This is a genomic window from Sulfitobacter sp. PS-8MA, assembly GCF_040933935.1.
Classification (GTDB): domain Bacteria; phylum Pseudomonadota; class Alphaproteobacteria; order Rhodobacterales; family Rhodobacteraceae; genus Sulfitobacter.
On record NZ_JBFQYJ010000007.1, the window covers coordinates 212618 to 238231 of the forward strand.

The window sequence follows — 25614 nt, forward strand, 5'->3', positions numbered from 1 at the left end:
GGTGCCGCGCGACATATCCGCCATGACGGAAAACAGTGACAAGATCCTGACGCAGCTCCCCGCCCGCCTGAAAGAAGCGCGGCAAGGGCAGGGCCTGTCGCTGGACGCGGTGGCGAAACTCTCGGGCGTGTCACGCTCCATGGTCAGCCAGATCGAGCGCGGCGAATCCAGCCCGACCATTGCCACCCTCTGGAACCTGACCCGCGCCTTGCAGGTCGATTTCGCCGGGTTGCTGGACGGTGCGCCCAGCGTCGCGCAGATCGAGGTGCTGCGCAGTGCGGCGGTGCCGACGATCAGCAATCTGGGCGATGGCTGTCGCATCCGCATCCTTTCGCCGCCCGAAGAGGCCGGGCATCACGAGGTCTACGAATTGCTCATCGCCGATGGGGGCGTGCTGGAAAGCGCCCCGCATACCCGGGGCGCGCGCGAGCATCTGAGTGTCTTTGAAGGCGCGGTCGAAGTGACCAGCGGCACAGGCACCGAGAAGTTGCAGGCCGGAGATACCGCCCGCTATGCCGCCGATGTCCCCCATGCGATCCGCGCGATAAAGGGGCCGGTGCGGGCCTTTTTGGTGGTACAGGACGCGTAACGTCCGATATATCGGAAAAATTCCGCTATTCAAGACATCCTCTATTTCGGAACGGCCTCCGCTATGGTAGATGAGACTCAAAGGAGAGTCTCATGACCAAAGCATTTCTGGACCATATCACCGACACCTTGGCCGAGATCGACGCCGAGGGCATGATGAAACGCGAGCGACTGATCACCACGCCGCAGGGCGGGGAAATCGAGGTGGGCAGCCGCGAAGTGATCAACCTCTGCGCCAATAACTACCTTGGTCTGGCCGACCACCCCGATCTGATCGCCACCGCCAAAGAGGCGATGGACAACAAGGGGTTTGGCATGGCCTCGGTCCGCTTTATCTGCGGCACGCAGGACATTCACCGCGAGTTGGAGCAGAAGCTGGCGGGTTTCCTCGGCCATGACGATTCGATCCTCTTCGCCGCCTGTTTCGACGCCAATGGCGGGCTCTTCGAGCCGCTTTTGGGGCCCGAGGATGCGGTGATCTCGGACGCGCTGAACCATGCTTCGATCATCGACGGCATTCGTCTCTGCAAGGCCAAGCGCTACCGCTACGCCAACAGCGACATGGATGATCTGGAGGCCAAGCTGAAACAGGCCCGCGCGGATGGCGCACGGTTCATCATGATCGCGACGGATGGGGTTTTCTCCATGGACGGCTATCTGGCAAAGCTGCCCGAGATCGTGGCGCTGGCCGAGCAGTATGAGGCGCTGGTGATGGTGGATGATTGCCATTCCACCGGCTTCATGGGGCCCAAGGGCGCGGGCACGCCGGCGCATCACGGGGTCAAGGTCGATATCGTGACCGGCACGCTGGGCAAGGCGCTTGGTGGGGCGATCGGCGGCTATATCTCCGGGCCGCAGCCGGTGATCGACCTCTTGCGCCAGCGCGCGCGGCCCTATCTGTTTTCCAACTCGCTGCCCTCGTCGATCGTGATGGCGGGGATGCGGGCGCTGGAATTGGTCGAGCAGGGCGACGACCTGCGGGCGCAATTGTTCGAGAACACCGCCTATTGGCGCGCGGGGCTGGAAAAGCTCGGCTTTGATCTGCTGCCCGGCGAACATCCCATCGTGCCGGTGATGCTGGGCGAGGCGCAGCTGGCGCAGGACATGGCGGCGAAGCTCTTCGAGGAAGGTGTCTATGTCTCGGGCTTCTTCTTTCCGGTGGTGCCGCGCGGACAGGCGCGCATCCGCACCCAGATGAACGCCGCACTGACCCGTGAACAGTTGGACCGCGCGCTGAAGGCTTTCGAGACGGCCGGCAAGGCATGCGGGGTGATCTGATGGCGACCAACGAAATGAAGGCGCTGGCCAAGCTGCACCCCCGCGAGGGGCTGTGGATGACCCATGCGCCGGTCCCGGAAATCGGCCCCGACGACGTGCTGATCAAGATCAACAAGACCGGCATCTGCGGCACGGATATCCACATCTGGAACTGGGACGATTGGGCCGCGCAGACCGTGCCGGTGCCATTGATCACCGGGCATGAGTTTGCCGGCGAGATTGTCGAGTTGGGCCGCCGTGTCGAAGGGCTGGAGATCGGCCAGCGCTGCTCGGGCGAGGGGCATTTGATCGGCAAACAGTCACGCCAAAGCCGGGCGGGCAAGTTCCACCTTGATCCCGCGACGCGGGGCATCGGGGTGAACGAGCAGGGGGCTTTCGCGCAATACCTCAAGCTGCCCGCCTTTAACGTGGTGCCGCTGCCGGACGAGATTCCAGACGACATCGGCGCGATCCTCGATCCTTTGGGCAATGCGGTGCATACGGCGCTGAGCTTTGATCTGGTGGGCGAGGACGTGCTGATCACCGGCGCCGGCCCCATCGGCATCATGGCCGCGGCGGTGGCGCGGCATGTCGGTGCGCGGCATGTGGTGATCACCGATGTGAACCCCGCGCGGCTGGCGCTGGCGGAAAAGGTCGCGGATGTTGTGCCGGTGAATGTGGCCGAAGAAAACCTGGCCGATGTGATCCCGCGGCTAAAAATGAAGCAGGGCTTTGACGTGGGGCTGGAGATGTCGGGCAACCAGCAGGCGTTGGATCAGATGGTCGAGGCCATGACCATGGGCGGGCGCATTGCCATGCTGGGCATCCCGCCGGGCAAATCGCCGGTGGATTGGAGCCGCATCGTCTTCAAGGCGATCACCATCAAGGGCGTCTATGGGCGCGAGATTTTCGAGACATGGTATAAGATGATTGCCATGTTGGAAAACGGTCTCGATGTGTCGGGCATCATCACCCATCGCTTTGGCGTAAATGATTTCGAGAAGGGCTTTGCCGCGATGAAATCGGGCCAGTCGGGCAAGGTGGTGCTCGACTGGACGTGAGAGCGGCGCGCTGACGCGGTCTTGGCTCAAAAGCGCGAGATCTCGGGTCAGGGGCGCAGGCGGTTGCGCCCCTGCTCGGTGAGAACCCAGACCTCGCTGCCTTCGAAAACCGCGGCGCAAAGCGGTTTGCCATAGCCTGCCCCGGTGTCGAGATTCACCCGGTTGCCGTAGTGTTTGGCGCTGTCGACCGGCGTATGGCCGTGGACGATCAGCTTGGGATGCGGCGCGGTGAAACTGTGGAACTCTTTGCGGATCCAGAGCAGATCGCCTTCGCTTTGCTCCATAAGCGCCACGCCGGGTCGGATGCCGGCATGGGCAAAGAACAGGTCGTCGGTCTCATGGCTCAGCGCCAGATTTTGCAGGAAGTCGATATGCTGCTGCGGCACGGCCGCGCGCGCGCGGGCGTGGAGTTCTGACATTCGGTCCTGCGTGGTGACGGGAATTCCATAGGAGGCCAGCGTCGTGTCGCCGCCGATGCGCGGGTGCAGCCAGTTGAACTCGACCAGAAGATAGGGATCGTGGCGGGGGAAATCCTCCATGAACCAGCGGAACATGCGGTCGTGATTGCCCATGAGGAAGGTCCAGTTGCGGCCCTCAGCCTTACCTGCCGCCAACCGTTCGATCACGGCTTTGCTGTCAGGCCCGCGGTCGATGAAATCCCCCAGAAAGACGATCTCAGCCTCCGGCCCCCCGTCCTGATGGATAAGGTTCAAAACGCGCTCAAGCTCGGCAGCTTGACCGTGGATATCGCCGACGGCGTAGATGGGGCGGGGCATGGAAGGGTCCTTTGGTTAGGCTTTCGGCAGGGGCGCTGCCTCGGTGTTCAGCGGCTCCATCAATAGCGCAATTTGCGCGCGCAGCCAGCGATGGGCGGGGGAATTGCTGGCGCGTTTGTGCCAATATATGCCACTCACCCGCCGCAGTAGGGCCAGAGGCGGCTCGTAGACAATCATGTTCAGCTCGCCGGCCATCTGGTCAGCACGGTTCCGTTGATCTTTGCCGCCGTTCTATGGCGCAGCCGCGCCCTGCGCTAAACGCGAAAACGCCCCCGGGTCGGGGCATTTTCTGTTCGGTCCTGCCGCTTAGGCCACGTCGAATTGCAGCGGTTTGATCTGCCGGAACATGCCGGTGTCACGCAGCTTGCCGATCACCGGCTCGGGCACCTGATCGTCGACATAGAGCAGGGCAATCGCCTCGCCTTTCGCGGTGTGGCGGCCGAGGGTAAAGTTGGCGATGTTCACGCCATTCTCGCCCATGGTCTGACCCAGCGTGCCGATGATGCCCGGCACGTCCTCATTGGTGGTGTAGAGCATATGCTCCCCGATCTCGGCGTCGATGGTGATGCCCTTGATCTGGATGAAGCGCGGCTTGCCGTCGGAAAAGACGGTGCCCGCGATCGAACGCTCGCGCTTCTCCGTCACCACGGTCACCTTGACGTAGCCATCGAAGACGCCGGATTTATCCTGATTGGTGGTGCTGATCTGGATACCCTTTTCGCGGGCAACCACGGGGGCGGAGACCATATTCACGTCCGGGTTGGCACGTTTCATGATGCCCGCCACGACGCCGCAGTTCAGCGCCTTGAGGTTCATCTTGGCGACCGAACCGTCATAGAGGATATTGATCGCCTTGATCGGCTCATCGGTCATCTGGCCGATGAAGGCCCCGAGGTGGCCTGCCAGTTTGACCCACGGCCCCATGACCTTGGCTTCCTCGGCGGTGACCGAGGGCATGTTGAGCGCGTTGGTCACGGCGCCGGTCAGCAAGTAGTCGGACATCTGTTCGGCCACTTGCAGGGCCACGTTCTCCTGCGCTTCGGTGGTGGCGGCGCCGAGGTGCGGGGTGCAGACCACATTGGGCAGGTTAAAGAGCGGATTCTCTTTGGCCGGTTCCTCGGCAAAGACGTCGAAACCCGCGCCCGCCACATGGCCCGACTTCAACAGATCGGCCAGCGCTTCTTCGTCCACCAGACCGCCACGGGCGCAGTTGATGATGCGCACGCCTTTCTTGGTCTTCTCAAGGTTCTCGCGGCTCAGGATGTTCGCCGTCTGCTCCGTGTAGGGGACGTGCAGGGTGATGAAATCGGCGCGGGTCAGAAGCTCGTCGAGCTCGACCTTTTCGACACCCATCTTCTCGGCCTTCTCCTCACCGAGGAAGGGGTCATAGGCCACGACCTTCATTTTCAGGCCAAGCGCACGGTCACAGACGATGCCACCGATGTTGCCGGCACCAATCACGCCGAGGGTTTTGCCGGTCAGCTCGACACCCATGAACTTGGACTTTTCCCATTTGCCCGCATGGGTGGAGGCGCTGGCTTCGGGGATTTGCCGCGCCACGGCGAACATCATCGCGATGGCGTGTTCCGCGGTGGTGATCATGTTGCCGAAGGGCGTGTTCATCACGATCACACCCTGTTTCGATGCCGCTTCCTTGTCGATATTGTCGGTGCCGATGCCCGCGCGGCCGATGACTTTGAGGTTCGGCGCGTTGGCGAGGATTTTTTCGGTCACCTTGGTGGCCGAGCGGATGGCGAGGCCGTCATAGTTGCCGATGATCTCGGCCAGCTTGTCCTTGTCCTTGCCCAGATCGGGTTGGAAATCCACGTCGATGCCACGGTCGCGGAAGATCTGAACGGCGGCTTCGGAGAGTTTGTCGGAGATGAGTACCTTGGGAGCCATGTTTGCGGTCCTTTATAAACGGGGGTCGGCGGTGCGCAGTGAATGCGCACCCTACGGGAATGGGGATGGGGGTGGGTGCGCAGGGCTGCGCACCGTCGCTTTACGCGTTGATTTCGGCCTCGAAGGCCCATGCAAGCCAAGGCAGCATCGCTTCGATATCCGCCGTCTCGACCGTGCCGCCGCACCAGATGCGCAGGCCCGGAGGGGCATCGCGGTAGGCGCCGATGTCGAGTGCTGCGCCCTCATCCGCCAGTCGTTTGGCCACGGCCTTGGCGAAAGCTGCGCCGTCCTTGATCCGGTCGTCGGTGAACTTCAGGCAGACCGAGGTGTTGGAGCGTGTCGCCGGGTCGGTCGCGAGGAAGTCGATCCAGTCATGCGCCTCGACGAAATCGGCCACGGCCTTGGTGTTCGCATCGGCGCGCGCGATCAGCCCTTTGAGGCCGCCCACGGATTTGGCCCAGTCCAGCGCCAGCAGGTAATCTTCGACGCAGAGCATCGACGGCGTGTTGATCGTCTCGCCTTTGAAAATGCCTTCGTTCAGCTTGCCGCCCTTGGTGAGCCGGAAGATTTTCGGCAGCGGCCATGCGGGGGTGTAATTCTCCAGCCGCTCAACTGCGCGGGGGCTCAGGATCAGCATCCCATGCGCCGCTTCACCGCCCAGCACTTTCTGCCAAGAGAAGGTCGTCACATCCAGCTTGTCCCAGGGCAGGTCCTGCGCGAAGGCGGCGGAGGTCGCATCGCAGAGAGTCAGCCCCGCGCGGTCCGCCGGGATCGCGTCGCCGTTGGGCATCCGCACGCCCGAGGTGGTGCCGTTCCATGTAAAGCAGACGTCATTGTCATAGTTCAGCGCGGCCATGTCGACGATCTCGCCATAGTCGGCGGTGTGGACCTGCGCTTCGATCTTGAGCTGCTTGACCACATCGGTGACCCAGCCCGCGCCGAAGCTCTCCCACGCCACCATCTCAACGGGCCGTTCGCCCAGAAGCGACCACATGGCCATCTCGAAGGCGCCGGTGTCGGAGGCGGGCACGATGCCGATGCGGTAATCCGCGGGCACGCCGAGCACTTCGCGGGTGGTCTCGATCGCCTGCGCGAGCTTGGCCTTGCCGGGTGCGGCACGGTGGCTGCGGCCCAGCGGAGCATCGCCAAGCTTGGTCAGATCGAATGTGGGGATTTTGGCGCAGGGGCCGGAGGAGAAACGGGGGTTTGCCGGTACGGCAACAGGTTTCGCTTCCGGGCGCGGTGCCGGTTGGTTCATAGCCATTGATGCTACCCTCTCAGATATTCGCCCTTCGTTGGGGAAGGGTGTCCCACTGTCGGGATACGCGGGGAGGCCGGGCTGGCGCAAGTCGCAAAATGACGCTAGGACGCCGGTCATGTCGCTTTGCGCGGCGCGAATGATGCGGATCGGAAACTTATGTTCACGGCAATCTTGTTGACCTCCCCCTCCAACCCCAGCCTCGACCCCGCGCTGGTCGAAAGCCTGCGCAACGCTTGGGGCGGGGGCGATGCGATCTGGCTGGCCCCGGATGAGGCGGCGGAGTTTCCGCTCGCCCAGATGCCCGCAAACCGTTGGGACGTCTGGGAAGATTGCCAGTCCATGGGGGTCGATCTGGTGATCGTGCCGACCGAAGGCCGCCGCAAGCAGATGTTATTGGCCGATATGGACAGCACGATGATCCAGCAGGAATGCATCGACGAACTGGCCGAAGAGGCGGGCGTCGGGGAGCGGGTGAAAGAGATCACCGCGCGGGCGATGAATGGCGAGTTGGATTTCGACGGGGCCCTGCGCGAACGGGTCGGCCTGCTGAAAGGGCTGGAAGCCAATGTGATCGACAAGGTATTGGCCGAACGCATCACCCTGATGCCCGGCGGCGGGGCGCTGGTGGGGACGATGAAGGCCAATGGCGGCTATGCCGCGCTGGTCTCGGGCGGGTTCACCGCCTTTACCGCGAAAGTGGCCGAGATGCTGGGCTTTGACGAGAACCGCGCCAATACGCTCCTGCTGAAACAGACCACCCTCTCGGGCGAAGTCGGCCTGCCGATTCTGGGACGCGAGGCCAAAGTGGCCGCGCTGGAAGAGATCACCGCCAAGCTGGGGATCGGCGAGGATCAGGTCATCGCCGTGGGCGATGGGGCCAATGATCTGGGCATGTTGGGGCGGGCCGGCATGGGCGTGGCGCTGCATGCGAAGCCTTCGGTCGCGGCGCAATGTGACATCCGGATCAACTTTGGCGATCTGACCGCGCTGCTCTTTGTGCAGGGCTATGCGCGTATGGAATTTGCGGGCTGACACAAAACCCTGATTTGACTCGGCAGGGATTAGCGGCGGTAATGGGGCAGGCACAGCTTGCCTCGGTTCCTACCGTGCTGTCCGACATCCACGGCAGAGCCCATGGGCGCCCCTGTGCCGCGCAGCAATCAGGGAGAAGAACAATGCCGGACTTTATCTTTGCCTATCATGGGGGGAAGTCCCCGGAGTCGCAGGAAGAAAGCGACAAGGCCATGGCCGCCTGGGGGGCGTGGTTTGAAGAAATGGGGCCGCAAATCGTGAACCCCGGCAACCCCGTGGGGATGTCCAAGACCGTCAGCGCCGACGGGATTGCGGACAATGGCGGGGCCAATCCGCTGTCAGGTTTCACGGTCGTGCGCGCGGATGACATCGATGCCGCCTGCAAAATCGCCAAAGGCTGCCCGATGGTTGCAGATGGCAGCGGATCGGTCGAGGTCGCGCCGGTGATTGAAATGTAGGCGCGACCCTTTCGCGGTCAGGTCAATTCAGCCGCCGCTTTCAACATGCCCGTCTCAAGCCCGCGCCAGTTTTTGATCGGCGCGTTCATCCGCTTGAGCGCGGCGGGGTGGTTGGCGTCCAGCGCACCCAGTTTGACCAGCAGCGCAGTGATCGCGCATTCCGCCGCGCGGGTGGTGCCGCAGGCGGCTTTCAGCGCGATGCCCAGTTTGCGCTCGGGCCAGATTGCGATGAAGAAGCCTTCGGCACCGGTCTTGAGCGCCACTTTACCGTCCATCGCCCGCATCAATTCCGTGCAGGCGCGGCCTTCGCCCGCGACCAGTTCGGGGTGCAGGCGCATGGCTTCGTGCAGGCGTGCCTCGGCGGAGCCTTCGGGGGCGGCGGCGAAATGCGCCATGGCGCGGGCCATGCCGTGCAGGGTGCAGGCCGGGTTGGGGGCAGAACAGCCGTCGATGCCATAGCCGGGGGAGGTTTCCTGCGTGACCGTCTCGAAAGCCTCCAGACAGGCCTGTTGCACCGCATGGTCCGGCTTTTCATAGTCCGGCCCGGCGCCGAGATGTTTGTTCAGCGTCAGGAACCCCGCGTGTTTGCCCGAGCAGTTGTTGTGGATCTGGCAGGGTTTCTCATGGGCGCGGATCAGCGCCTCCATCGCGTCGCGATCGTTGGGCTCTTGCGGGCCGCAGCGGAAGGCGGCGTCGTCCAGCCCCAAAGTGTCGAGCCAGAGGCCCACCCGGTCGGTGTGGATCGCGGCCCCCTGGTGCGAGGCGCAGGCCAGCGCCAGTTGCTCGGAGGTCAGCCCGGCCTGATCGGCAGCGCCGGAGTTGATCAGCGGCAGCGCCTGGATCATTTTCGAGGAGGAGCGCGGCAGGATCACCTTGTCCGGATCGCCCCAGGCCTCCACAATCTGGCCGCTGTCATCACAGATCACCGCATGGCCAGAGTGCACGCTTTCCAGAAAAGGGCCGCGCCAGATTTCGGCAAAGGGGGCTGCTTGGGTCATCGGTATCATCCTATTTCTGGGCGAAATTCTGCCAATCAGGGTTTCGCCTGTCGCGCGTTTGCCGTTATTGTGGTTGGTGTCGAACAGATAACAGACACCTGCAAGAGAGCAACCCGCCCGAGGTTGCCCGGCCGGGGTCTGTCACTGCGTTGAGGTCAAGGACGGCTGGAGGCTGGACAGATGGGAATGATGAAAACTTGCGGGTTTGCGCTCGGCGCGCTCGCCATGATGGCAAGCAGCGCATGGGCGCAGGAACAGAGCACCAACCGGGTCGCGGCCAAGACCGATTGGAGCGTCTTTGTCGAAGACAACCCGACCGAGTGCTGGGGCGTGTCGACGCCGAAAGAAGTGGTCAACACCCGCGACGGGCGTGTCGTGGCGGTGAACCGGGGGCAGACGTTGTTGATGGTGTTCTACCGTCCGTCGGCCAATGCGAATGGGCAGGTGGCCTTTACCGGCGGCTATCCTTTCGCGTCGGGCTCGACCGTGACGATGGATATTTCGGGCAATACCTATGAGCTTTTCACCGAGGGCGAATGGGCCTGGCCTGCGACCACGGCGGATGACGCCAAGATCATCGCCGCGATGAAACGCGGGGCGGACGCCACGCTGACCGGCAAATCCTCGCGCGGGACGCAGACCAAGGACACCTTCTCGCTGCTGGGGTTCACCGCGGCGGTGGAAGATGCGGAGAAACGCTGCGGGGGGTGAGCCTCTGAGATTTGAGAGTTTGGGACGGCCTCGCGATTGCGGGGCCGTTTTCGTTTGCGGCTGTTGAGATTGCCACCCAGCCCGGAATCGAGCCTGTGGCCCTCACATAAAAAAGCCGCGGCCCCCTTTCGGAAGCCGCGGCCATTGGCTCTTAAGAATGTACCGGCGTCAGGCCGCCCGCGACAGCGGTGCCGCCACCTCTTCCTCGATAAACGCGCCATGCAGCGCCTTGATCACCGGCTGAAGCGTTTCGCGCTCAACAATGAACTGCACATCCACATTGCGCGGCCCTTGGCTCGCGCCGATCGCCGTCTGCCCGGCTTCGGCAATCGCCACCAGCCCGCGTTGCAGCACCGACAACCCGTTCAGGTCGCGCCCGATGACCGAGGCCATCGACAGCGTGCGGGTGGTGATCTCGGCGGTTGGGTAGATCTCGGCCAGATCCTTCTCCACCCGACGCATCGTTTTCAGCGAGGCATCCAGATAATGGGTGATCGTATTGGCGTTCGACACCTTCGAGACGATCCGCACATTATGCCGTGTCAGCACGTCGAGGATCGCGGTGTCATAGCCCTTCACCCCGACCATATCCTGCTCGAACAGCTCCAGCGTCACGATATCAAGACCGGTGACGATCTCCACCGCAGGTGTCTCGGCCTGACGGTCATCTATCAGCGTGCCGGGGTCTTCGGGCTCGAAAGCGTTGGTCACGCGCAGCGGCACATCGGCCTGACGCAGGGTCTTGGCCGCCTTGGGGTGGATCGCCTCCATCCCCATGTTCGACAGCTGGTCCGCCACGTCATAGTTCGTGCGCCCGATCTTCTTGACGGCATGTTCGCCGACCAGTTTCGGATCGCAGGACGAGAGGTGGAATTCCTTGTGAATGATTGCCTCACGCGCGCCCGTCAGGGCGGCGAGTTTGGAGAAGGTCACCTCGGAATAACCCCGGTCAAACTCGCGCATCAGCCCTTCGGCGCATTGCGCATAGCCGGTGACAATGGGCATTTCCGTATGCGGATCGATACCCTCCATCGCCTGCGCGATACGTTCGTCCAGCGTGACGTTGCCCTCATCGCGCCAACCGGAGAGGTCAACGAAACGGGCGTTCACGCCGGCGCGTTGCAGCAGGATCGTGGTGACGAAGGCGGAATGCGCCTCGCCCAGACCCGACAGCAGCTCGCGGATTTGCAGCATGTGCTCCGACAGGCGGAAGTGGCCATAGGCGCAGAGGCGCTGCAGGTCGATCAGACAGTTGCGGGCACCATGGGTGCGCTCGGAGACAAAGGCGTCGGCCTGTTCGATGTCACCGGGATGCTCCAGCACCTCGCGGTGCACGCGCTGCATCTCGGCCGAGACGCGGGTCAGCGCCTCGTGCCAGCCGTGATCGTTGCTGGCGTTCGCGAGATGCGCATAAACGCCCGGCTCGCCGGATTTCTTATGCTCCAGCAACAGGTTCGTGATCCCGCCAAAGGCGGAGACCACGAAGACGCGCCCGTAGATGTCCGCGCCCTTACGGTCACCGACAAAGAGCGTATCTTTGAGTTGGTTCACGCGGGACATGGACGTCCCGCCGATTTTTTCGACAGTGTGGGACGGTTGAGTCATAAAACTTAAGCGACCTCCTCGGCAGGCGCATAGGAACCATCTTCGCGGTGCACTTCCTTGCCGGTGACCGGCGGGTTGAAGCAGCACGCCATGTGCAGTTCTTCCTCTGCGCGCAGGGTGTGTTTGTCGTTCAGGTTCAGGGCGTACATCACGCCGGGGGTGATCTCATGCGTCTCGCCGGTGGCGAGATCGGTGATCGAGCCCTTGCCCTTCATGCAATAGACGCTCTCGAAGTGGTGCTTGTAGTGGAACGTGTGCTCCGACCCGGCCTCAAGCACGGTGATGTGGAAGGAAAACCCCATCCCGTCGTCGGCCAGAAGCAGGCGTGTCGAGGTCCATTGCGCATCGCCAACGTGACGGTCTGTGCCCTGAAGTTTGTTAAAATCGCGTACAATCATCGGTATTACTCCGCTGCCAGTTTCATATTGCCCGTCACATCGCGGGTCGCTTGCAATAGGATATCAAATCCTTCGCGCATGACAGCTTCCGATGTGGTGAGCGGGGCGAGATATTTGACGATTTCGTCGTTCGCGCCCGATGTTTCGATCACGAGGCCCAATTCATAGGCACGCGCGCAGATCGCACCGGCCAGCTCGCCGGAGCCGACGTCGACACCCTGCATCAGGCCGCGGCCTTTCAGCGTGGCGCCCTCGACCAGATCGGCCACATCCTTGAGCGCGGTGGTCAGCACCACGGCTTTCTCGGCCAGCGACTTTTCGAACCTGCAGTCGGACCAGAATTTCTCGATCGCGACGCGGGCGGTGACGAAAGCATGGGTGTTGCCCCGGAAAGTGCCGTTGTGCTCGGCGGGCTTCCAGATGTCATGCTCGGGCTTGATCAGCAGGGCCGCGAAGGGCAGGCCGAAACCGGAAAGTGATTTCGCTTGGGTGATCATGTCAGGCTTGATGCCGGCGGCCTCAAAAGAGAAGAAGCTGCCCGAACGGCCACAACCGGCCTGAATGTCGTCGATGATCAGCAGCGCACCGTGCTTGCGGGCGATCTTTTCGATGCCCTGCATCCATGCGTCGGAAGCCGCGTTCAACCCACCTTCGCCTTGGATCGGTTCAAAGATGAAGGCCGCAGGCGCGTCGATGCCCGAAGACGGGTTCGACAGCATCGCGTCGATCATCTCAAGCGTGTCGACATTCTCGCCCAGCGATCCTTCAAAGGGCATATGCGTTACATCGGCCAACGAGCCACCGCCCGCGCCGCCGCGCTTGCCTTTGTTGCCGGTCAGCGCCAGCGCGCCCATGGTCATGCCGTGGAAACCGTTGGTGAAAGAGATCACATTGGTGCGGCCCGTCACCTTACGCGCCAGTTTGATCGCGGCCTCAACCGCGTTGGTGCCGGTCGGGCCGGTCATCATCACCTTGTAATCCATGCCGCGTGGCTTGAGGATTTTCTCCTCGTAAGCGCTCAGGAAGGCCGCCTTGGTTTCACTGTGAAAGTCGAGACCATGGGCGATGCCGTCAGCGGTAATGTGCTCCACCAGCGCCTCTTTCATGTCGGCATCGTTGTGGCCGTAGTTCAGCGAGGAGCACCCGGCGAGGAAGTCGATGTAGCGGTTGCCGTCCGCGTCGAACATTTCCGACCCGCTGGCGCGGGTGAAAACGGCGTTCATGCCGCGGCAATAGGAGCGCGCTTCGCTCTCGCGGCGGGTAAAGATCGTTGTGTTCTGTGCCATGTCCTTAGGCATAGGAATTTCCTTTCTCTTCCAGAGAATCTGTCTTGTGAAGTGTCAGCTGCGGTTTACGCGGCGCGTTTGAGCGCGGCAGTCTCGGGCAGCGTGATCGTCACCATATGTTCGGTGTCATGTGCGCCCTCGAAATGGGCGTCTTTGGTAAAGTGGGGCGCATCGGAAAGATCGCCGCCAACGTGGCTAGCAAAGCTGCGGAACAGCCCCCAGGAGGCGTCATTGTCCCGGGTGATGGTGGTCTTGAGGGTCTTGGCATCCTCGGTCTCGTCGCGGTTCACCAGTTCCATCAGCATGGTCTTGCCCAGACCAAGGCCGCGGGCCTTGGGGCTGACGGCGACCTGCCAGACAAAGAAGGCGTCTTGCGCCGGGATCATATGGCCGGAGATCCAGCCCACGATGTCGCCGTCCAATTCGGCCACGACACAGGTGTCGCGGAAATGGTCGGCTTGGATCAGGTTCGCATAGAGCGAGTTTTCGTCGAGCGGCTTGCAGTCGCGAATCAACCGCCAGATCGCGGCTCCGTCCTCGGCATTGGGCTTGCGCAGCTTGGGTGTGCGGGCTTTTTTCATGTCGAGTTCATTCTGCATCCGTTCGGGGCTCCCTGATTGTTTCGATAGGCTAAGTAAGCCATGCGCGGTTATACTTCAACATTCAAAGCAAATTAACCCAAAATACGCTTATAGCGTGGTTTGAGCGCCATAGAACTGTGCATATTTGTTTCGTTTTCCGAATGAGTTTCGCGGGTTTCGCTTAGCTATACTAAGCGATCAGGGTGGTTTTGACCGATTGCTGAGAATGGCCCCAATGTGCAATGATGCACCATGACGCAGAAACATCCCGACCGGGTCGACGAAAGTCTGATCGCCTTGCGCCGCATTTTGCGCGCGACAGAGCTCTATGCCCGTGACCTCGCGCAGGCGGCGGGGGTCACCCCGGCACAACTGCGCGTCTTGCAGATCGTGGGCGAAAAGAAAGACCCGACGGCCAAGACCCTCGCCACCCAGATGGGGGTGAGCCAGGCCACGGTGACCGCGCTGGTCGACAAGCTGGTGGCGCGGGGTCTGGTCACGCGACTTACCTCGGCCCAAGATCGGCGGCAGACCAACATCACCTTGACCTCCCAAGGCGAGGATGTGCTGCAAGAAGCGCCTGATGCCTTGCAGCAGCGCTATGTGCGCGCCTTTGCCGATCTGGCCGATTGGGAGCAGGCGCAGTTGGTGTCCTCGCTGGAGCGGGTCGCCGCGATGTTGAATGTGGACAGTCTGGATGCCGCCCCGGTCCTGGCAACCGGCGAATTGCGGACCAGCAGAAAGGGCTACTAGCCCAATCAGCGCAGCCCCTGCGCCAAACCCTTTTGCAAATCGCGTCATTCCCTATATAGAGACCCATCCCTAGCCAGTGAGTCTTTGCAATGTCCGCTTCCGCGCCCATCACCCAAGACGTGATGACCATCCCCCGCAAGCAGCCCGAAGGGCCGATCAACCTTGTCGGCCTGACCCGTGACGCCATGCGCGATGTGCTGATCGCCAATGGCACGCCCGAGAAACAGGCGAAGATGCGGGTGGGGCAGATCTGGCAATGGATTTACCAGTGGGGGGTGCGCGACTTTGATGCGATGACCAACCTCGCCAAAGCCTACCGCACTGAACTGGCAGAGAAATTCGTGATCGAAGTGCCCGAAGTGGTGACCCGCAAGGTCAGCGAAGATGGCACGCGTAAGTATCTCGTGCGGATCGCGGGCGGCCATGAGGTCGAAGTCGTCTATATCCCCGAAGAGGGGCGCGGCACGCTTTGTGTGTCAAGCCAAGTCGGCTGCACGCTGACCTGCTCCTTCTGCCATACCGGCACCCAGAAACTGGTGCGCAATCTGACCGCTGGCGAGATCATCGGTCAGGTCATGGTGGCGCGGGACGATCTGGGCGAATGGCCGGAAATCGGCGCGCCGAAGGATGAAACCCGGCTTCTGAGCAATATCGTGCTCATGGGCATGGGCGAGCCGCTTTATAACTTCGAGAATGTGCGCGACGCGATGAAGATCGCGATGGACGCCGAGGGCATCCAGCTTTCGCGCCGTCGCATCACGCTGTCGACCTCGGGTGTGGTGCCCGAGATTCACCGCACCGCCGCCGAGATCGGCTGCCAACTCGCCGTCTCCTTCCACGCCACCACCGATGAGGTGCGCAACAAGCTGGTGCCGATCAACAAGCGCTGGAACATCGAAGCGCTTCTGGAAGCGCTGAAGGCCTATCCCAAGGTCAGCAACTCCGAGCGGATCACCTTTGAATATGTGATGCTGAAGGATGTGAACGACAGCGACGAGGACGCGCACCGTTTGGTCAAGCTGATCGAAGGCATCCCGGCCAAGATCAACCTCATTCCCTTTAACGAATGGCCCGGCTCGCCCTATGAGCGCTCGTCGAACAACCGCATCCGCGCCTTTGCCGATATTATCTACAAGGCCGGCTATGCCTCGCCGATCCGCACGCCGCGCGGGGAAGACATCATGGCCGCCTGCGGTCAATTGAAATCGGCGACCGAACGTGCGCGCAAGTCGCGCAAGCAGATCGAAGCCGAAGCCGGGATGGGCGGCTAAGCCAGCCCGGCGCGGCTGCGTGCCAGCGCTTCAACAGTAACCCCCTCGGCGGCAATGTCGCCGGGGATATTCTCGCCGCGCAGCAAAGCGGCGGCACTGCGGGCCAGCGCCGGGGCGGTCTGGATGCCATAGCCGCCTTGCCCCGCCAGCCAGAAAAACCCCTCCCCCTCAGGATCATAGCCTGCCACCGGGTCACCATCGGGCGCAAAGCTGCGCAGCCCGGCCCAGCGGCTTTCGATGCGCCGCAGGCTCAGGTCAAAGGCGGTTTCAATCCGGTCGATGCAGATCGCCACGTCCAACTCCTCGGGCTGCGCATCGCAGGGCGGGGAGGGGGTGGCGTCCGCCGGGGAGATCAGCAGCTTGCCCGCATCGGCCTTGAGGTAGAACTGTTCGTCAATATCCACCACCATCGGCCAACGGTCCGGCGCCATGCCCTCGGGCGGGGCCACGGTCAGCGCGGTGCGGCGTTTGGGGGTGAGGCCCGCAGGCTTAAGCCCTGCCAGCGTGGCGATCTCATCGGCCCAAGCCCCCGCGGCATTGACGATCACCGGCGCGTGGAAGCTGCCCTGATTGGTCTCGACCTGCCAGTCACCCGCTTTGCGAAGCGCCAGCACCTCGGCCTTGGTCTGCAAGACTCCGCCCGCGGCGCGGAAGGTCTTGAGGTAATGCTGGTGCAGCCCGTTCACATCGATATCCGCCGCCCCGGCGTCGTGCAGACCGGCGGTGGCATTGCCCTTGCGCAGCAGCGGCACGCGCGTTTCGATCTCGGCCCCGGTGAGCGGCGTGACATGCGACCCCAGTTCCTCGGCACTGCGCGCGAGCGCGGCCTGTTGGTCCTGCCGGGCAATAAAGACGGCGCCGCGCGGTTCCAGCAGCGGGTGGTCCAGATAGGGGCTGGCGGGGGCGTCAAAGAAAGCGGCAGAGGCGCGCGAAAGGGCGCGGATGACCCGCGGCCCATAGGCCACCGTGAACAGCGCCGCCGAACGGCCCGTGCTGTGATAGCCCGGCTGGCTTTCCCGCTCCAGCAGCAGCACCCGGCGGTCGGTGGAGAGTTCCGCCGCGACGGAAGCCCCCGCGATGCCCGCGCCGATGACAATGCAATCGAAACCGGTGGTGGAATTGTTCATGATCTGACCCCTTTTGCGCGGAGGCTAGCACCGCCGATCACCGGGCAAAAGGCCCGACTGCCCCCCGTTCCCTCGCGGGGTGCCAATGGGGAAACCCCGGCAAACTGTTGCAATTACGTGAAGTTTTGCCTCAGCGCAGCAAAGCCGTTGACCGGACGCCCCCGCCCGTCGCAATCTGTCCCAAAGGGGCGCCCCGCCATCCGGCCTGATTGCGCCTGCCAACAGGAGTGCCGCCCATGTCCCATCTGCCCCTCACCAAAACCCTGCCCGCGCTGACGCTGGCCTTTGGCCTTATGGCGACCGCCTCTGCCGCTGCTGAACTTGTCGTCGGCATGCAGCAGGAGCCAACGTCGCTTGACCCGACCGCAGATGCCACCGCCTCCATCGACAGTATGATGACCCAGAATGTCTTTGAATCGCTGACCACCGTGGCCGAGAATGGCGAGGTGCAGCCGAACCTCGCGACAAGCTGGGACGTGTCTGAGGACGGGCTGACCTATACCTTTCATCTGGCCGAGGGCGTGACCTTCCACGATGGCACGGCGCTGGATGCGGAGGATGTGATCTTTTCCTTTGACCGGGCCATGGCCGAAGACAGTGTGAACCCCTCCAAGGATATTTTCGAGCCGATCGAGAGCGTCAAAGCGGTCGATCCGCAGACGGTAGAGATCACGCTTTCGGGCAAGGACGCGTTTTTCCTCTTCAACATGGGGCAGGGCGACAGCGCCATCGTCGCCGCGGAAAGTGTCGAGGGCAACAACGCCAATCCCGTGGGCTCCGGCCCTTTCAAGTTCGACAGTTGGACAAGGGGCGACCGTCTGACGCTGGTCAAGAACCCCGATCACCGCGATGCCGCCGATGTGGCGCTGGATAAGGTGGTCTTCCGCTTCATCTCTGACCCCGCTGCTGCGACAGCGGCGATGATGGCCGAAGAGCTTGACGCCTTCCCCGGCTTCCCCGCGCCGGAACTGCTGCCGCAGTTCGAGGCCGACCCGCGCTTTCGCGTCAATGTCGGCTCGACCGAAGGCGAGGTGATCCTCGCCATGAACAACGCCAAGCCGCCCTTCGACAATGTCGAGGTGCGCCGCGCGGTGGCCACGGCGATCGACCGTGACGAGATCATCGAGGGCGCCATGTACGGCCAAGCGGTGCCCATCGGCAGCTTCTACCCGCCGCATGGCACCGCCTATGTCGACCTGACCGGCGCCTATCCGCATGACAGCGAAAAGGCCAAGGCGATGTTCGAAGAGGCCGGCGTCGCCGGTGAAACCATGACCCTGCGGGTACCGCCGTTCCCCTATGCCACCCGCTCGGCCGAGATCATCCAGAACCAGCTGTCGGAGGCCGGGATCGACGCCAAGGTCGAAAATGTCGAATGGGGTTTCTGGATCGATGAGGTCTATAAGAAGAAAAACTACGACATGACGATCATCGCCCATACCAGCCCCAACGACATGGGCAATTTCGCCCGGGGCCCGGATTATTTCTATGGCTATGACAATGCCGAGATGACAGCCCTATGGGAGCAGATCACCACCGAGGTCGACCCCGAGGCGCGCAATGAATTGCTCAAACAGGGCCAGCAAATGCTGTCGGACCAATCGGTGCATGGCTTCCTTTTCCAACTGCCGCTGCTCGGCGTGTTCCGCGAGGGGGTCGAAGGCTATTGGTCCTCCTCCCCGGTGCTTTACATGCCGCTCAAGGGCGTCAGCATCGCCAATTGATATGAACCGGCTGCGGCGTCACTCGCGCCGCGGCCTTAGGGTCTGACCTCGTGGCATATTTCCTCTTCCGCCGCACGCTTGGTTTCGTGCTGACCCTGCTGGCCGTCTCTGTCGTGGTCTTTGCCGTGATGAACGTGCTGCCCGGCGATCCGGCGCTGACGATCCTTGGCATGGATGCTTCCGACGATGCGCTCGCCGCGCTGCGCGAGCAGTTGGGGCTGAATGCGCCATTGGTCACGCGCTATCTGTCATGGGTCTGGCATGCGTTGCAGGGGGATTTCGGCCTCAGCCATTCCTTCCGGGTGCCGGTGTCCGAGTTGATCGCCGAGCGTTTGCCGATGACGATTTCGCTCGCCGTGGCGGGGATGTTGGTGACGCTGGTGCTGGCCCTGAGCCTTGGCATCACCGCAGCGGCCCAGCATCGGCGTGCGGGCGATTGGGGGGTGATGTTTCTCAGCCAATTGGGCATCGCGCTGCCGGCTTTCTGGCTCTCGATCCTGCTGGTGATGCTCTTTGCGGTGAAGCTGCGCTGGCTGCCGCCGGGGGGCTTTGCGGGTTGGTCCGATCCTGCCGCGGCGCTGCGCTCGCTGATCCTGCCCACGGTGGCGTTGGCGCTGGTGCAATCGGCGGTGCTGGCGCGGGTCACGCGGTCTTCGGCGCTGGAAGTGATGCGGCAGGACTTCGTGCGCACCGCGCGGGCCAGCGGGCTGTCGCGGCGCCGGGTGCTCTGGCGGCATGTGCTGCCCAATGCGCTGGTGCCGATCGTGACCATCGTCGGCATGCAATTCGCCGCATTGGTGACCGGGACCATCGTGATCGAGAATGTCTTTTACCTGCCGGGCCTCGGGCGGCTGATCTTTCAGTCCATCGCGAACCGAGACCTGCCCACGGTGCAGGCGCTGGTCATGCTCTTTGCCGCCATCGTGGTCACGGCGAATTTCGTGGTCGACCTGCTCTATGTCGTCATCGACCCCCGGCTCAAGGCGCGGGCATGAGGCGGCTTCCGGCGAATTTCCTGCTGGGGGCGGTGCTGGTCAGCCTCGTCGTCGGCGTCGCGGCCCTGTCGCTGATCTGGACCCCGCATGACCCGCAGGCAATGTCGATCTCGACCAAATTCGCGCCCCCCTCTTCGGCCCATTGGCTGGGCACCGATCAGCTGGGCCGCGATGTGGTGGCGCAGCTTATGGCGGCGGCGCGGAACTCGATGACTGTGGCGCTGGTGGCGGTGCTCTTGGGCGGCAGCATCGGTGTGGGCTTTGGGCTTCTGGCCTCGGCGCTTGGCGGCTGGGTCGAGGATGCGGTGATGCGGCTCGCTGATTTGGGCTTCGCCTTCCCGGCACTTCTCTTTGCGATCATGCTGGCGGCGGTCTTTGGCCCCTCGCTGACCAATGCGGTGCTGGCGATCTCCTTCATCAACATACCCATCTTCGCCCGCGTCACCCGCGCCTCGGCCAACCAGATCTGGACCCGCGATTATGTCGCCGCCGCACGGGCGGCGGGGCGGGGGCGTTTTGCCATCAGCCGCGATCATATCCTGCCCAATATCGCCGCCGCGATCATCGTGCAGGCCACCATTGAATTTGCCGTGGCGATCCTCGCCGAAGCGGCGCTGAGCTACCTCGGCCTTGGCGCGCAGCCACCGGCCTCAAGCTGGGGGCGGATGCTGTCGGAGGCGCAGACGCTGATGTATCTCGCCCCGCAACTGGCGATCTATCCGGGGCTATGCATCGTGACGGCGGTGCTGGGCTTTGGCCTGCTGGGCGACGGGCTGCGCGATATTACCGATCCCCGATTGGTGCGGGCGCGATGATCGAGATTGGCAATTTGTCGGCCCATTTCGGCGATGCTGCGGCCCTGCGGGGTGTCGATCTGACGATCCGGCGCGGGGATCAACTGGGCATCGTGGGGGAAAGCGGTTCGGGCAAGACGCTGCTGGCGCTCTGTCTGATGGGCATGGCCCCCGAAAGCGCGCGTCTGACCGGGCAGCTTCGCATCGACGGGCGCGACATGGCCCGCGCGTCGGAACGCGATTGGCAGCGTCTGCGCAGCCGCCGTGTGGCGATGGTATTTCAAGATCCGATGGCGGCGCTGAATCCCTTGCGGCGGGTGGGCGATACGGTGATGGAGCCGATGCTGCGGCATGAGGGGCTCAGCCGGGCCGCGGCGCGGGCGCGGGCGTTGAGCCTGTTTGAAGAGGTGGGCATCCCCGATCCCGACCAACGCCTGCGCCAGTTCCCGCATGAGATGTCGGGCGGGCAGCGCCAGCGGGTGCTGATCGCACTGGCACTGGCCTGCAACCCCGCCCTGTTGATCGCGGATGAGCCGACCACGGCGCTGGATGCCAATGTGGCGCTGCGCATCACCGATCTGCTGCAACGCTTGGCGCGGGAGCGGGACATGGCGCTGGTTTTCATCAGCCATGACCTTGCCGCCGTGGCCCGCGCCACCGAAGATATTGTGGTGATGTATGCGGGCGATATGGTTGAACAGGGCCCGACGGCGGCGGTGCTGGGCGCGCCCGCCCATCCCTATACCAAAGGTCTGTTGGGCGCGCGGCCCGATCCGGGCGCGGCGGGGCGGGATGCGCAGGGGAAACGGCGGCGGCTGCCGACCATTCCGGGCGCGGTGCCGCCCCTGCACGCGCTTCCGCATGGCTGTCGGTTCTCGGGCCGCTGCCCGGTCGAACTGCCCCATTGCGCCGCCCGGCAGCCAGTGTTCACGCCGACCGAAGCGGGGCGCGGTGCCGCCTGTCACCTGCTGACGGGGGCACGCCATGGCTGACGCCCCGCTCCTGGAGGTTCGCAACCTGACCCGCCGCTACAAGCTGCCGCGCCAAAGCCTGCTGCGCCGCGCCCCGTTGTTGACGGCGCTGGAAGGGGCCGCATTCTCTCTGCGCGCGGGGGAGACATTGGGTGTGGTCGGCGAAAGCGGGTCGGGCAAATCGACCCTGGCACGGCTGATCATGGCCTTTGAACGCCCGGATGCGGGGGAGGTGCTGTTTAACGGGCAAGACCTTCATCATCTGCCCGCAGAGGACTTGCGTCGGCTCAGGCGCGGATTTCAGATGGTGTTCCAAGACCCTTTCGGCTCGCTCAACCCGCGCCGGCGCATTGGCTGGTCGATCGCCGAGCCGCTGCGGGCCAATGGGGAAACCGAGCATCTTGGGTATCGCGTGGCCGAGGCACTGACACAGGTCGGGCTGCATTCCGCCGATGCCGGCAAATATCCGCATGAGTTCTCGGGCGGGCAGCGCCAGCGCATCGCCATTGCCCGCGCCATCATCACCCGCCCCGCGCTGCTGGTCGCGGATGAGGCGGTCTCGGCGCTGGATGTCTCGGTTCAGGCGCAAATCCTCAACCTTTTGATGGACCTACAAGAAGAGCTGGGCCTTGGCATGGTCTTTATCAGCCATGACCTCGCGGTGGTGGTCTCGGTCTGTGACCGGGTGCTGGTGCTTCAGCACGGCAAGACCTTGGAGAGCGGCGCGGCCAGTGACGTGTTGCGCCGCCCCGAGCACCCTTATACGAAAACCCTGCTGAAGGCCGCAGGAGTACGCCCATGACCCGCTTTGTCCATCTGACCGACCTGCATATCTCGCACCCCGATCTGAACGACCCGCATCTGCAGAGCGACACGCCCGCCACGCTGCGCCGGGTGGTTGAGGTGATCAACGCGCTGGCCCCGCAGCCCGATTTCGTGGTGGCCAGCGGCGATCTGACCAATCAGGGCGACATCCAAAGCTATGAGCTGGTGCGCGACATTCTTGCGCCGCTTCAGGCGCCCTTGGTGATGGCGCTTGGCAATCACGACAAACGCGCCGGCTTCAATGCGGTCTTTGCCCCCGGGCTGGCCGATGCGCCCTATTTCCACGACGCCGCCTATGGCGGGCTGCATGTCATCACCCTCGACAGCAGCGTGCCGGGCAAAGTGGCCGGGGCCCTGAACGACGCGCAGTTTGCGTTTCTGGAAGCCGCCTTGGCCCGCCATGCCGATCTGGCGAAACTCATGGTCATCCACCACCCGCCGCATATCGACCCCGAGGCGCTGGCCTGGGGCAGTCTGGACCCGGCCAGCACGGCGCGTTTGGCGGAGATGCTCGCGGGCCAGCGGGTGGCGGGGATCGTGTCGGGCCATGTGCATGTGAACCGGGTGAGCCATTGGCATGGCATCCCGGTGGTGATCTCTAACGGGCTGCATTCCACCGTCGACCTGACCGAGACCCGCGATCTGCATGTGATCGAAGGCACCGGATTCGGACTGTGCGAATGGCGTGACAGCGGGCTCAGCGTTTCCTTCGCGCCGCTCACCCCAAAGCCGCGTAAGCTGACGCGGATCGATCGGGCGTTGTTAAAGTCATTTGATTAGAATGACATGCGCGACTTTAGCGCTTTGGCCGCTGGTCTCGGCGCCGCGCTGCTAAAAAAATTATTGTTGACCCTCAACCTTTTTGATCTCACACAGCCTTAGATCAAAAGGCTATTCTCGGCGTTCGACCGGGCTGCTGTTCACAGGGGAAGGGTGAATTTGCCAACTGCCAATGGTGATAGTGTATCCACGCTTGGTGCGCGTATGCGCAAGCAACGGCATCGTTTGTCCCTGACTTTGCAGCAGTTGGGCGAAGCCTCCGGCGTGTCGGTCGGCTATCTCAGTCAGGTGGAACGGGGCCGCGCCACACCCTCGCTCGGCACCCTGTCGCAGATCGCGGTGGCGCTTCAGGTCGATGTCAGCTTTTTCATCCATACCCCCAAGACCCAAGACAGCCTGACCCGCGCCGAAGAGCGCCCGCGTTTTGCCGTCTCGGGCTCGTCGATCGAATATGAGAGGATCGGCGCGGATTTTCCCGGCCATGAACTGTCGTCCTACATCATGAATGTGCCCCCGGGCTATGCCTCGGAAGAGGTCGTGCATGAGGGCGAAGAGGTGATCTATATCCTTGAGGGGGAGATCGTGCAGGTCGTCGATGGGGGCGAGCATATCATGCGGCCCGGCGACAGCCTGCATTACCTCGGCAGCAGCCCGCATTCGTGGTCCAACAAGACAGACCGGCCGGCGCGGATGCTCTGGGTCGGTCGGATGCAATATGATCTGGCCGCTGGCGCCAATAGAATACGTCCGAATGAAGGGGCCGTTGCCACCGCATTCGCGTCGTCTCGCCCGTAAGGGCGTATCACCTGCGGCGGACAAACCGCTGCCAAAAAACAAACCAATCAGGAGAGAGAAAATTATGTCTTTTACAACGAAACTGGCCGCTGGCGCCATGCTGATGGCACTGGGTGCCACAGCCGCCTCGGCGCAATCGCTGGTCTATTGCTCCGAAGGCTCGCCCGAGGGTTTTGACCCTGCGCTCTACACCGCCGGCACCACCTTTGATGCCTCCAGCCACCCGATCTACAACCGTCTGGCCGAGTTCAAAGTCGGCACGACCGAAGTCGTGCCCGCACTGGCCGAAAGCTGGGAAGTCAGCGAAGACGGCATGAAGGTGACCTTCAAGCTGCGCAAGGGGGTGAAATTTCACTCCAACGACCAGTTCACGCCAACACGCGATTTCAATGCCGACGACGTGATCTTCAGCTTTGACCGTCAGGGCAACGAAGAGAACCCCTATAACAAGGTTTCCGGCGGGACATGGGAATATTACGGTGCCATGTCGATGCCTGATCTGGTCGAGAGCATCGAAAAGGTCGACGATTACACTGTCGTCTTTAACCTGACCCGCCCCGAAGCGCCCTTCATCGCCAATATGGCCATGGATTTCGCCTCGATCGTGTCCAAGGAATATGCCGATGCGATGATGGAAGCGGGCACGCCCGAGATGCTGAACCAAGCGCCCATCGGCACCGGCCCGTTCAAGTTCCAAGCCTATCAGAAAGACGCGGTCATCCGTTACCTGCGCAACGACGACTACTGGGGCGATCCGGCCAAGGTCGAAAGCCTGATCTTCGCGATCACGCCCGACGCTTCCGTGCGCTACCAGAAGGTGCAGGCGGGTGAGTGCCATGTCATGGCCTATCCGAACCCGGCCGATGTGCAGGCGATGAAAGACGCCGAAGACATCGTGGTGATGGAGCAAGAGGGCCTGAACGTGGGCTATCTGGCCTATAACACGCAGGTCGCGCCCTTCGACAACGCCAAGGTCCGCAAGGCGCTGAACATGGCGATCGACAAACAGGCGATCATCGACGTGGTGTTCCAGGGCTCCGGCGAAATCGCCAAGAACCCGCTGCCGCCGACCATGTGGTCCTATAATGACGCGATCGAAGACGACAACTATGACCCCGAGGCCGCCAAGGCGATGCTTGAGGAAGAGGGCGTCACCGACCTGTCGATGAAGATCTGGGCGATGCCGGTGCAGCGTCCCTACAACCCGAACGCCCGCCGTATGGCCGAGCTGATGCAGGAAGACTTCTCCAAAGTGGGCGTCGATGTTGAAATCGTCTCCTACGAATGGGGTGAGTATCTTGAGCGTTCCAAAGCCAAGGACCGCGACGGCGCGGTGCTGCTGGGTTGGACCGGTGACAACGGCGATCCGGACAACTTCCTCGCGGTTCTGCTGGGCTGTGACGGTGTCGAGAAATCCAACCGCGCCCAGTGGTGCAACGAGGAATTCGACGCGCTGATCCAGAAAGCCAAGGTTCTGCCGACCCAGGAAGAGCGCGAGCCGCTCTACAAGGAAGCGCAGGAAATCTTCAAGGACCAAGCCCCTTGGGCCACTATCGCGCATTCGGTCGTCTACATGACCATGCGCCCCGAAGTTGAAAACTATGTCGTGCACCCGCTGGGGGGCCACATCTTCAACCAGGTTGGCCTGAAGCAGTAACCCTGCCT

The 25614-nt window shown here is 62.9% G+C and carries 26 protein-coding genes; 16 read left to right on the forward strand and 10 right to left on the reverse strand.

The window, feature by feature from the left end; all coding sequences use genetic code 11:
• Nucleotides 1-22 precede the first annotated feature (22 nt).
• From AB4M76_RS14400 to tdh, 3 genes are all read left to right on the forward strand, one after another.
• Complete coding sequence (locus tag AB4M76_RS14400; RefSeq protein ID WP_368443519.1) at nucleotides 23-589, forward strand: helix-turn-helix domain-containing protein; 567 nt, start codon at nucleotides 23-25, stop codon at nucleotides 587-589.
• A gap of 92 nt (nucleotides 590-681) precedes the next feature.
• Nucleotides 682-1866 (forward strand): glycine C-acetyltransferase, encoded by a 1185-nt coding sequence (locus AB4M76_RS14405; protein ID WP_368442645.1) that lies wholly within the window; start codon nucleotides 682-684, stop codon nucleotides 1864-1866.
• Nucleotides 1866-2906, forward strand: coding sequence for an L-threonine 3-dehydrogenase (gene tdh / locus AB4M76_RS14410; protein WP_368442646.1), 1041 nt, complete (start codon nucleotides 1866-1868; stop codon nucleotides 2904-2906). Before AB4M76_RS14405 ends, tdh begins: the two co-directional genes overlap by 1 nt.
• 47 nt (nucleotides 2907-2953) lie before the next feature.
• Here tdh and AB4M76_RS14415 read toward each other — a convergent pair whose 3' ends face one another.
• From AB4M76_RS14415 to AB4M76_RS14430, 4 genes are all read right to left on the reverse strand, one after another.
• Nucleotides 2954-3682: a metallophosphoesterase family protein gene (locus tag AB4M76_RS14415; protein WP_368442647.1), complete on the reverse strand. Its 729-nt coding sequence runs from the start codon at nucleotides 3680-3682 to the stop codon at nucleotides 2954-2956.
• Nucleotides 3683-3697: 15 nt separating this feature from the next.
• A complete protein-coding gene (locus tag AB4M76_RS14420; protein ID WP_368442648.1) occupies nucleotides 3698-3877 on the reverse strand; it encodes a hypothetical protein in 180 nt (59 codons plus the stop codon).
• A 111-nt stretch (nucleotides 3878-3988) separates the two neighbouring features.
• The gene (gene serA / locus AB4M76_RS14425) at nucleotides 3989-5584 is read right to left on the reverse strand and encodes a phosphoglycerate dehydrogenase (RefSeq protein ID WP_368442649.1); all 1596 of its coding nucleotides are present in this window, start codon (nucleotides 5582-5584) and stop codon (nucleotides 3989-3991) included.
• Between the two features lie 100 nt (nucleotides 5585-5684).
• On the reverse strand, nucleotides 5685-6848 hold the full coding sequence (locus AB4M76_RS14430; RefSeq protein WP_368442650.1) for a phosphoserine transaminase: 1164 nt from the start codon (nucleotides 6846-6848) through the stop codon (nucleotides 5685-5687).
• Nucleotides 6849-7001: 153 nt separating this feature from the next.
• Between AB4M76_RS14430 and serB the strand changes: the two genes are divergently transcribed.
• Together serB and AB4M76_RS14440 are read left to right on the forward strand one after the other, a co-directional pair.
• Nucleotides 7002-7877: a phosphoserine phosphatase SerB gene (gene serB, locus AB4M76_RS14435; protein ID WP_368442651.1), complete on the forward strand. Its 876-nt coding sequence runs from the start codon at nucleotides 7002-7004 to the stop codon at nucleotides 7875-7877.
• Nucleotides 7878-8020: 143 nt separating this feature from the next.
• Nucleotides 8021-8335, forward strand: coding sequence for a YciI family protein (locus AB4M76_RS14440; protein ID WP_368442652.1), 315 nt, complete (start codon nucleotides 8021-8023; stop codon nucleotides 8333-8335).
• 17 nt (nucleotides 8336-8352) lie between these two features.
• Here the strand turns inward: AB4M76_RS14440 and AB4M76_RS14445 are convergent, their stop codons facing one another.
• Nucleotides 8353-9333 carry an asparaginase gene (locus tag AB4M76_RS14445; RefSeq protein ID WP_368442653.1) on the reverse strand — a complete coding sequence of 327 codons (981 nt, stop codon included), beginning with the start codon at nucleotides 9331-9333 and terminating at the stop codon, nucleotides 8353-8355.
• Between the two features lie 189 nt (nucleotides 9334-9522).
• On the opposite strand from AB4M76_RS14445, the gene AB4M76_RS14450 reads away from it, so the two are divergent.
• The gene (locus AB4M76_RS14450; RefSeq protein ID WP_368443521.1) at nucleotides 9523-10044 is read left to right on the forward strand and encodes an invasion associated locus B family protein; all 522 of its coding nucleotides are present in this window, start codon (nucleotides 9523-9525) and stop codon (nucleotides 10042-10044) included.
• A gap of 168 nt (nucleotides 10045-10212) precedes the next feature.
• Here AB4M76_RS14450 and AB4M76_RS14455 read toward each other — a convergent pair whose 3' ends face one another.
• The 4 genes from AB4M76_RS14455 to ectA are packed head-to-tail and all read right to left on the reverse strand — an operon-like array spanning nucleotide 10213 to nucleotide 13932.
• Entirely contained in the window at nucleotides 10213-11649 is a 1437-nt protein-coding gene (locus tag AB4M76_RS14455) for an aspartate kinase (protein WP_368442654.1), read from the reverse strand.
• A 5-nt stretch (nucleotides 11650-11654) separates the two neighbouring features.
• Nucleotides 11655-12047 (reverse strand): ectoine synthase, encoded by a 393-nt coding sequence (locus tag AB4M76_RS14460; protein WP_093738620.1) that lies wholly within the window; start codon nucleotides 12045-12047, stop codon nucleotides 11655-11657.
• A gap of 5 nt (nucleotides 12048-12052) precedes the next feature.
• On the reverse strand, nucleotides 12053-13345 hold the full coding sequence (gene ectB, locus AB4M76_RS14465) for a diaminobutyrate--2-oxoglutarate transaminase (RefSeq protein WP_368442655.1): 1293 nt from the start codon (nucleotides 13343-13345) through the stop codon (nucleotides 12053-12055).
• A 53-nt stretch (nucleotides 13346-13398) separates the two neighbouring features.
• Nucleotides 13399-13932 (reverse strand): diaminobutyrate acetyltransferase, encoded by a 534-nt coding sequence (ectA, locus tag AB4M76_RS14470; RefSeq protein ID WP_368442656.1) that lies wholly within the window; start codon nucleotides 13930-13932, stop codon nucleotides 13399-13401.
• A 234-nt stretch (nucleotides 13933-14166) separates the two neighbouring features.
• On the opposite strand from ectA, the gene AB4M76_RS14475 reads away from it, so the two are divergent.
• Both AB4M76_RS14475 and rlmN read left to right on the forward strand, forming a co-directional pair.
• Nucleotides 14167-14667, forward strand: a complete 501-nt coding sequence (locus AB4M76_RS14475) for a MarR family winged helix-turn-helix transcriptional regulator (RefSeq protein ID WP_368442657.1) — start codon at nucleotides 14167-14169, stop codon at nucleotides 14665-14667.
• Nucleotides 14668-14756: 89 nt separating this feature from the next.
• Nucleotides 14757-15938 (forward strand): 23S rRNA (adenine(2503)-C(2))-methyltransferase RlmN, encoded by a 1182-nt coding sequence (gene rlmN / locus AB4M76_RS14480; RefSeq protein ID WP_368442659.1) that lies wholly within the window; start codon nucleotides 14757-14759, stop codon nucleotides 15936-15938.
• Here the strand turns inward: rlmN and AB4M76_RS14485 are convergent.
• On the reverse strand, nucleotides 15935-17065 hold the full coding sequence (locus AB4M76_RS14485; protein ID WP_368442661.1) for an NAD(P)/FAD-dependent oxidoreductase: 1131 nt from the start codon (nucleotides 17063-17065) through the stop codon (nucleotides 15935-15937). The genes rlmN and AB4M76_RS14485 overlap by 4 nt on opposite strands.
• A 236-nt stretch (nucleotides 17066-17301) precedes the next feature.
• On the opposite strand from AB4M76_RS14485, the gene AB4M76_RS14490 reads away from it, so the two are divergent.
• The 8 genes from AB4M76_RS14490 (at nucleotide 17302) to AB4M76_RS14525 (ending at nucleotide 25606) form a co-directional block, all read left to right on the forward strand.
• On the forward strand, nucleotides 17302-18789 hold the full coding sequence (locus AB4M76_RS14490; protein ID WP_368442663.1) for an ABC transporter substrate-binding protein: 1488 nt from the start codon (nucleotides 17302-17304) through the stop codon (nucleotides 18787-18789).
• A gap of 50 nt (nucleotides 18790-18839) precedes the next feature.
• The gene (locus tag AB4M76_RS14495) at nucleotides 18840-19784 is read left to right on the forward strand and encodes an ABC transporter permease (RefSeq protein ID WP_368442665.1); all 945 of its coding nucleotides are present in this window, start codon (nucleotides 18840-18842) and stop codon (nucleotides 19782-19784) included.
• Entirely contained in the window at nucleotides 19781-20599 is an 819-nt protein-coding gene (locus AB4M76_RS14500) for an ABC transporter permease (RefSeq protein WP_368442667.1), read from the forward strand. Before AB4M76_RS14495 ends, AB4M76_RS14500 begins: the two co-directional genes overlap by 4 nt.
• Nucleotides 20596-21570: an ABC transporter ATP-binding protein gene (locus AB4M76_RS14505; RefSeq protein ID WP_368442669.1), complete on the forward strand. Its 975-nt coding sequence runs from the start codon at nucleotides 20596-20598 to the stop codon at nucleotides 21568-21570. The genes AB4M76_RS14500 and AB4M76_RS14505 overlap by 4 nt, the downstream gene beginning before the upstream one ends.
• Nucleotides 21563-22351, forward strand: a complete 789-nt coding sequence (locus tag AB4M76_RS14510) for an ATP-binding cassette domain-containing protein (protein ID WP_368442671.1) — start codon at nucleotides 21563-21565, stop codon at nucleotides 22349-22351. The genes AB4M76_RS14505 and AB4M76_RS14510 overlap by 8 nt, the downstream gene beginning before the upstream one ends.
• A complete protein-coding gene (locus AB4M76_RS14515; RefSeq protein WP_368442673.1) occupies nucleotides 22348-23154 on the forward strand; it encodes a metallophosphoesterase in 807 nt (268 codons plus the stop codon). Before AB4M76_RS14510 ends, AB4M76_RS14515 begins: the two co-directional genes overlap by 4 nt.
• Nucleotides 23155-23358: 204 nt before the next feature.
• Nucleotides 23359-23949, forward strand: coding sequence for a helix-turn-helix domain-containing protein (locus AB4M76_RS14520; RefSeq protein WP_368442675.1), 591 nt, complete (start codon nucleotides 23359-23361; stop codon nucleotides 23947-23949).
• Nucleotides 23950-24013: 64 nt separating this feature from the next.
• Nucleotides 24014-25606, forward strand: a complete 1593-nt coding sequence (locus AB4M76_RS14525) for an ABC transporter substrate-binding protein (RefSeq protein WP_368442677.1) — start codon at nucleotides 24014-24016, stop codon at nucleotides 25604-25606.
• Nucleotides 25607-25614 lie beyond the last annotated feature (8 nt).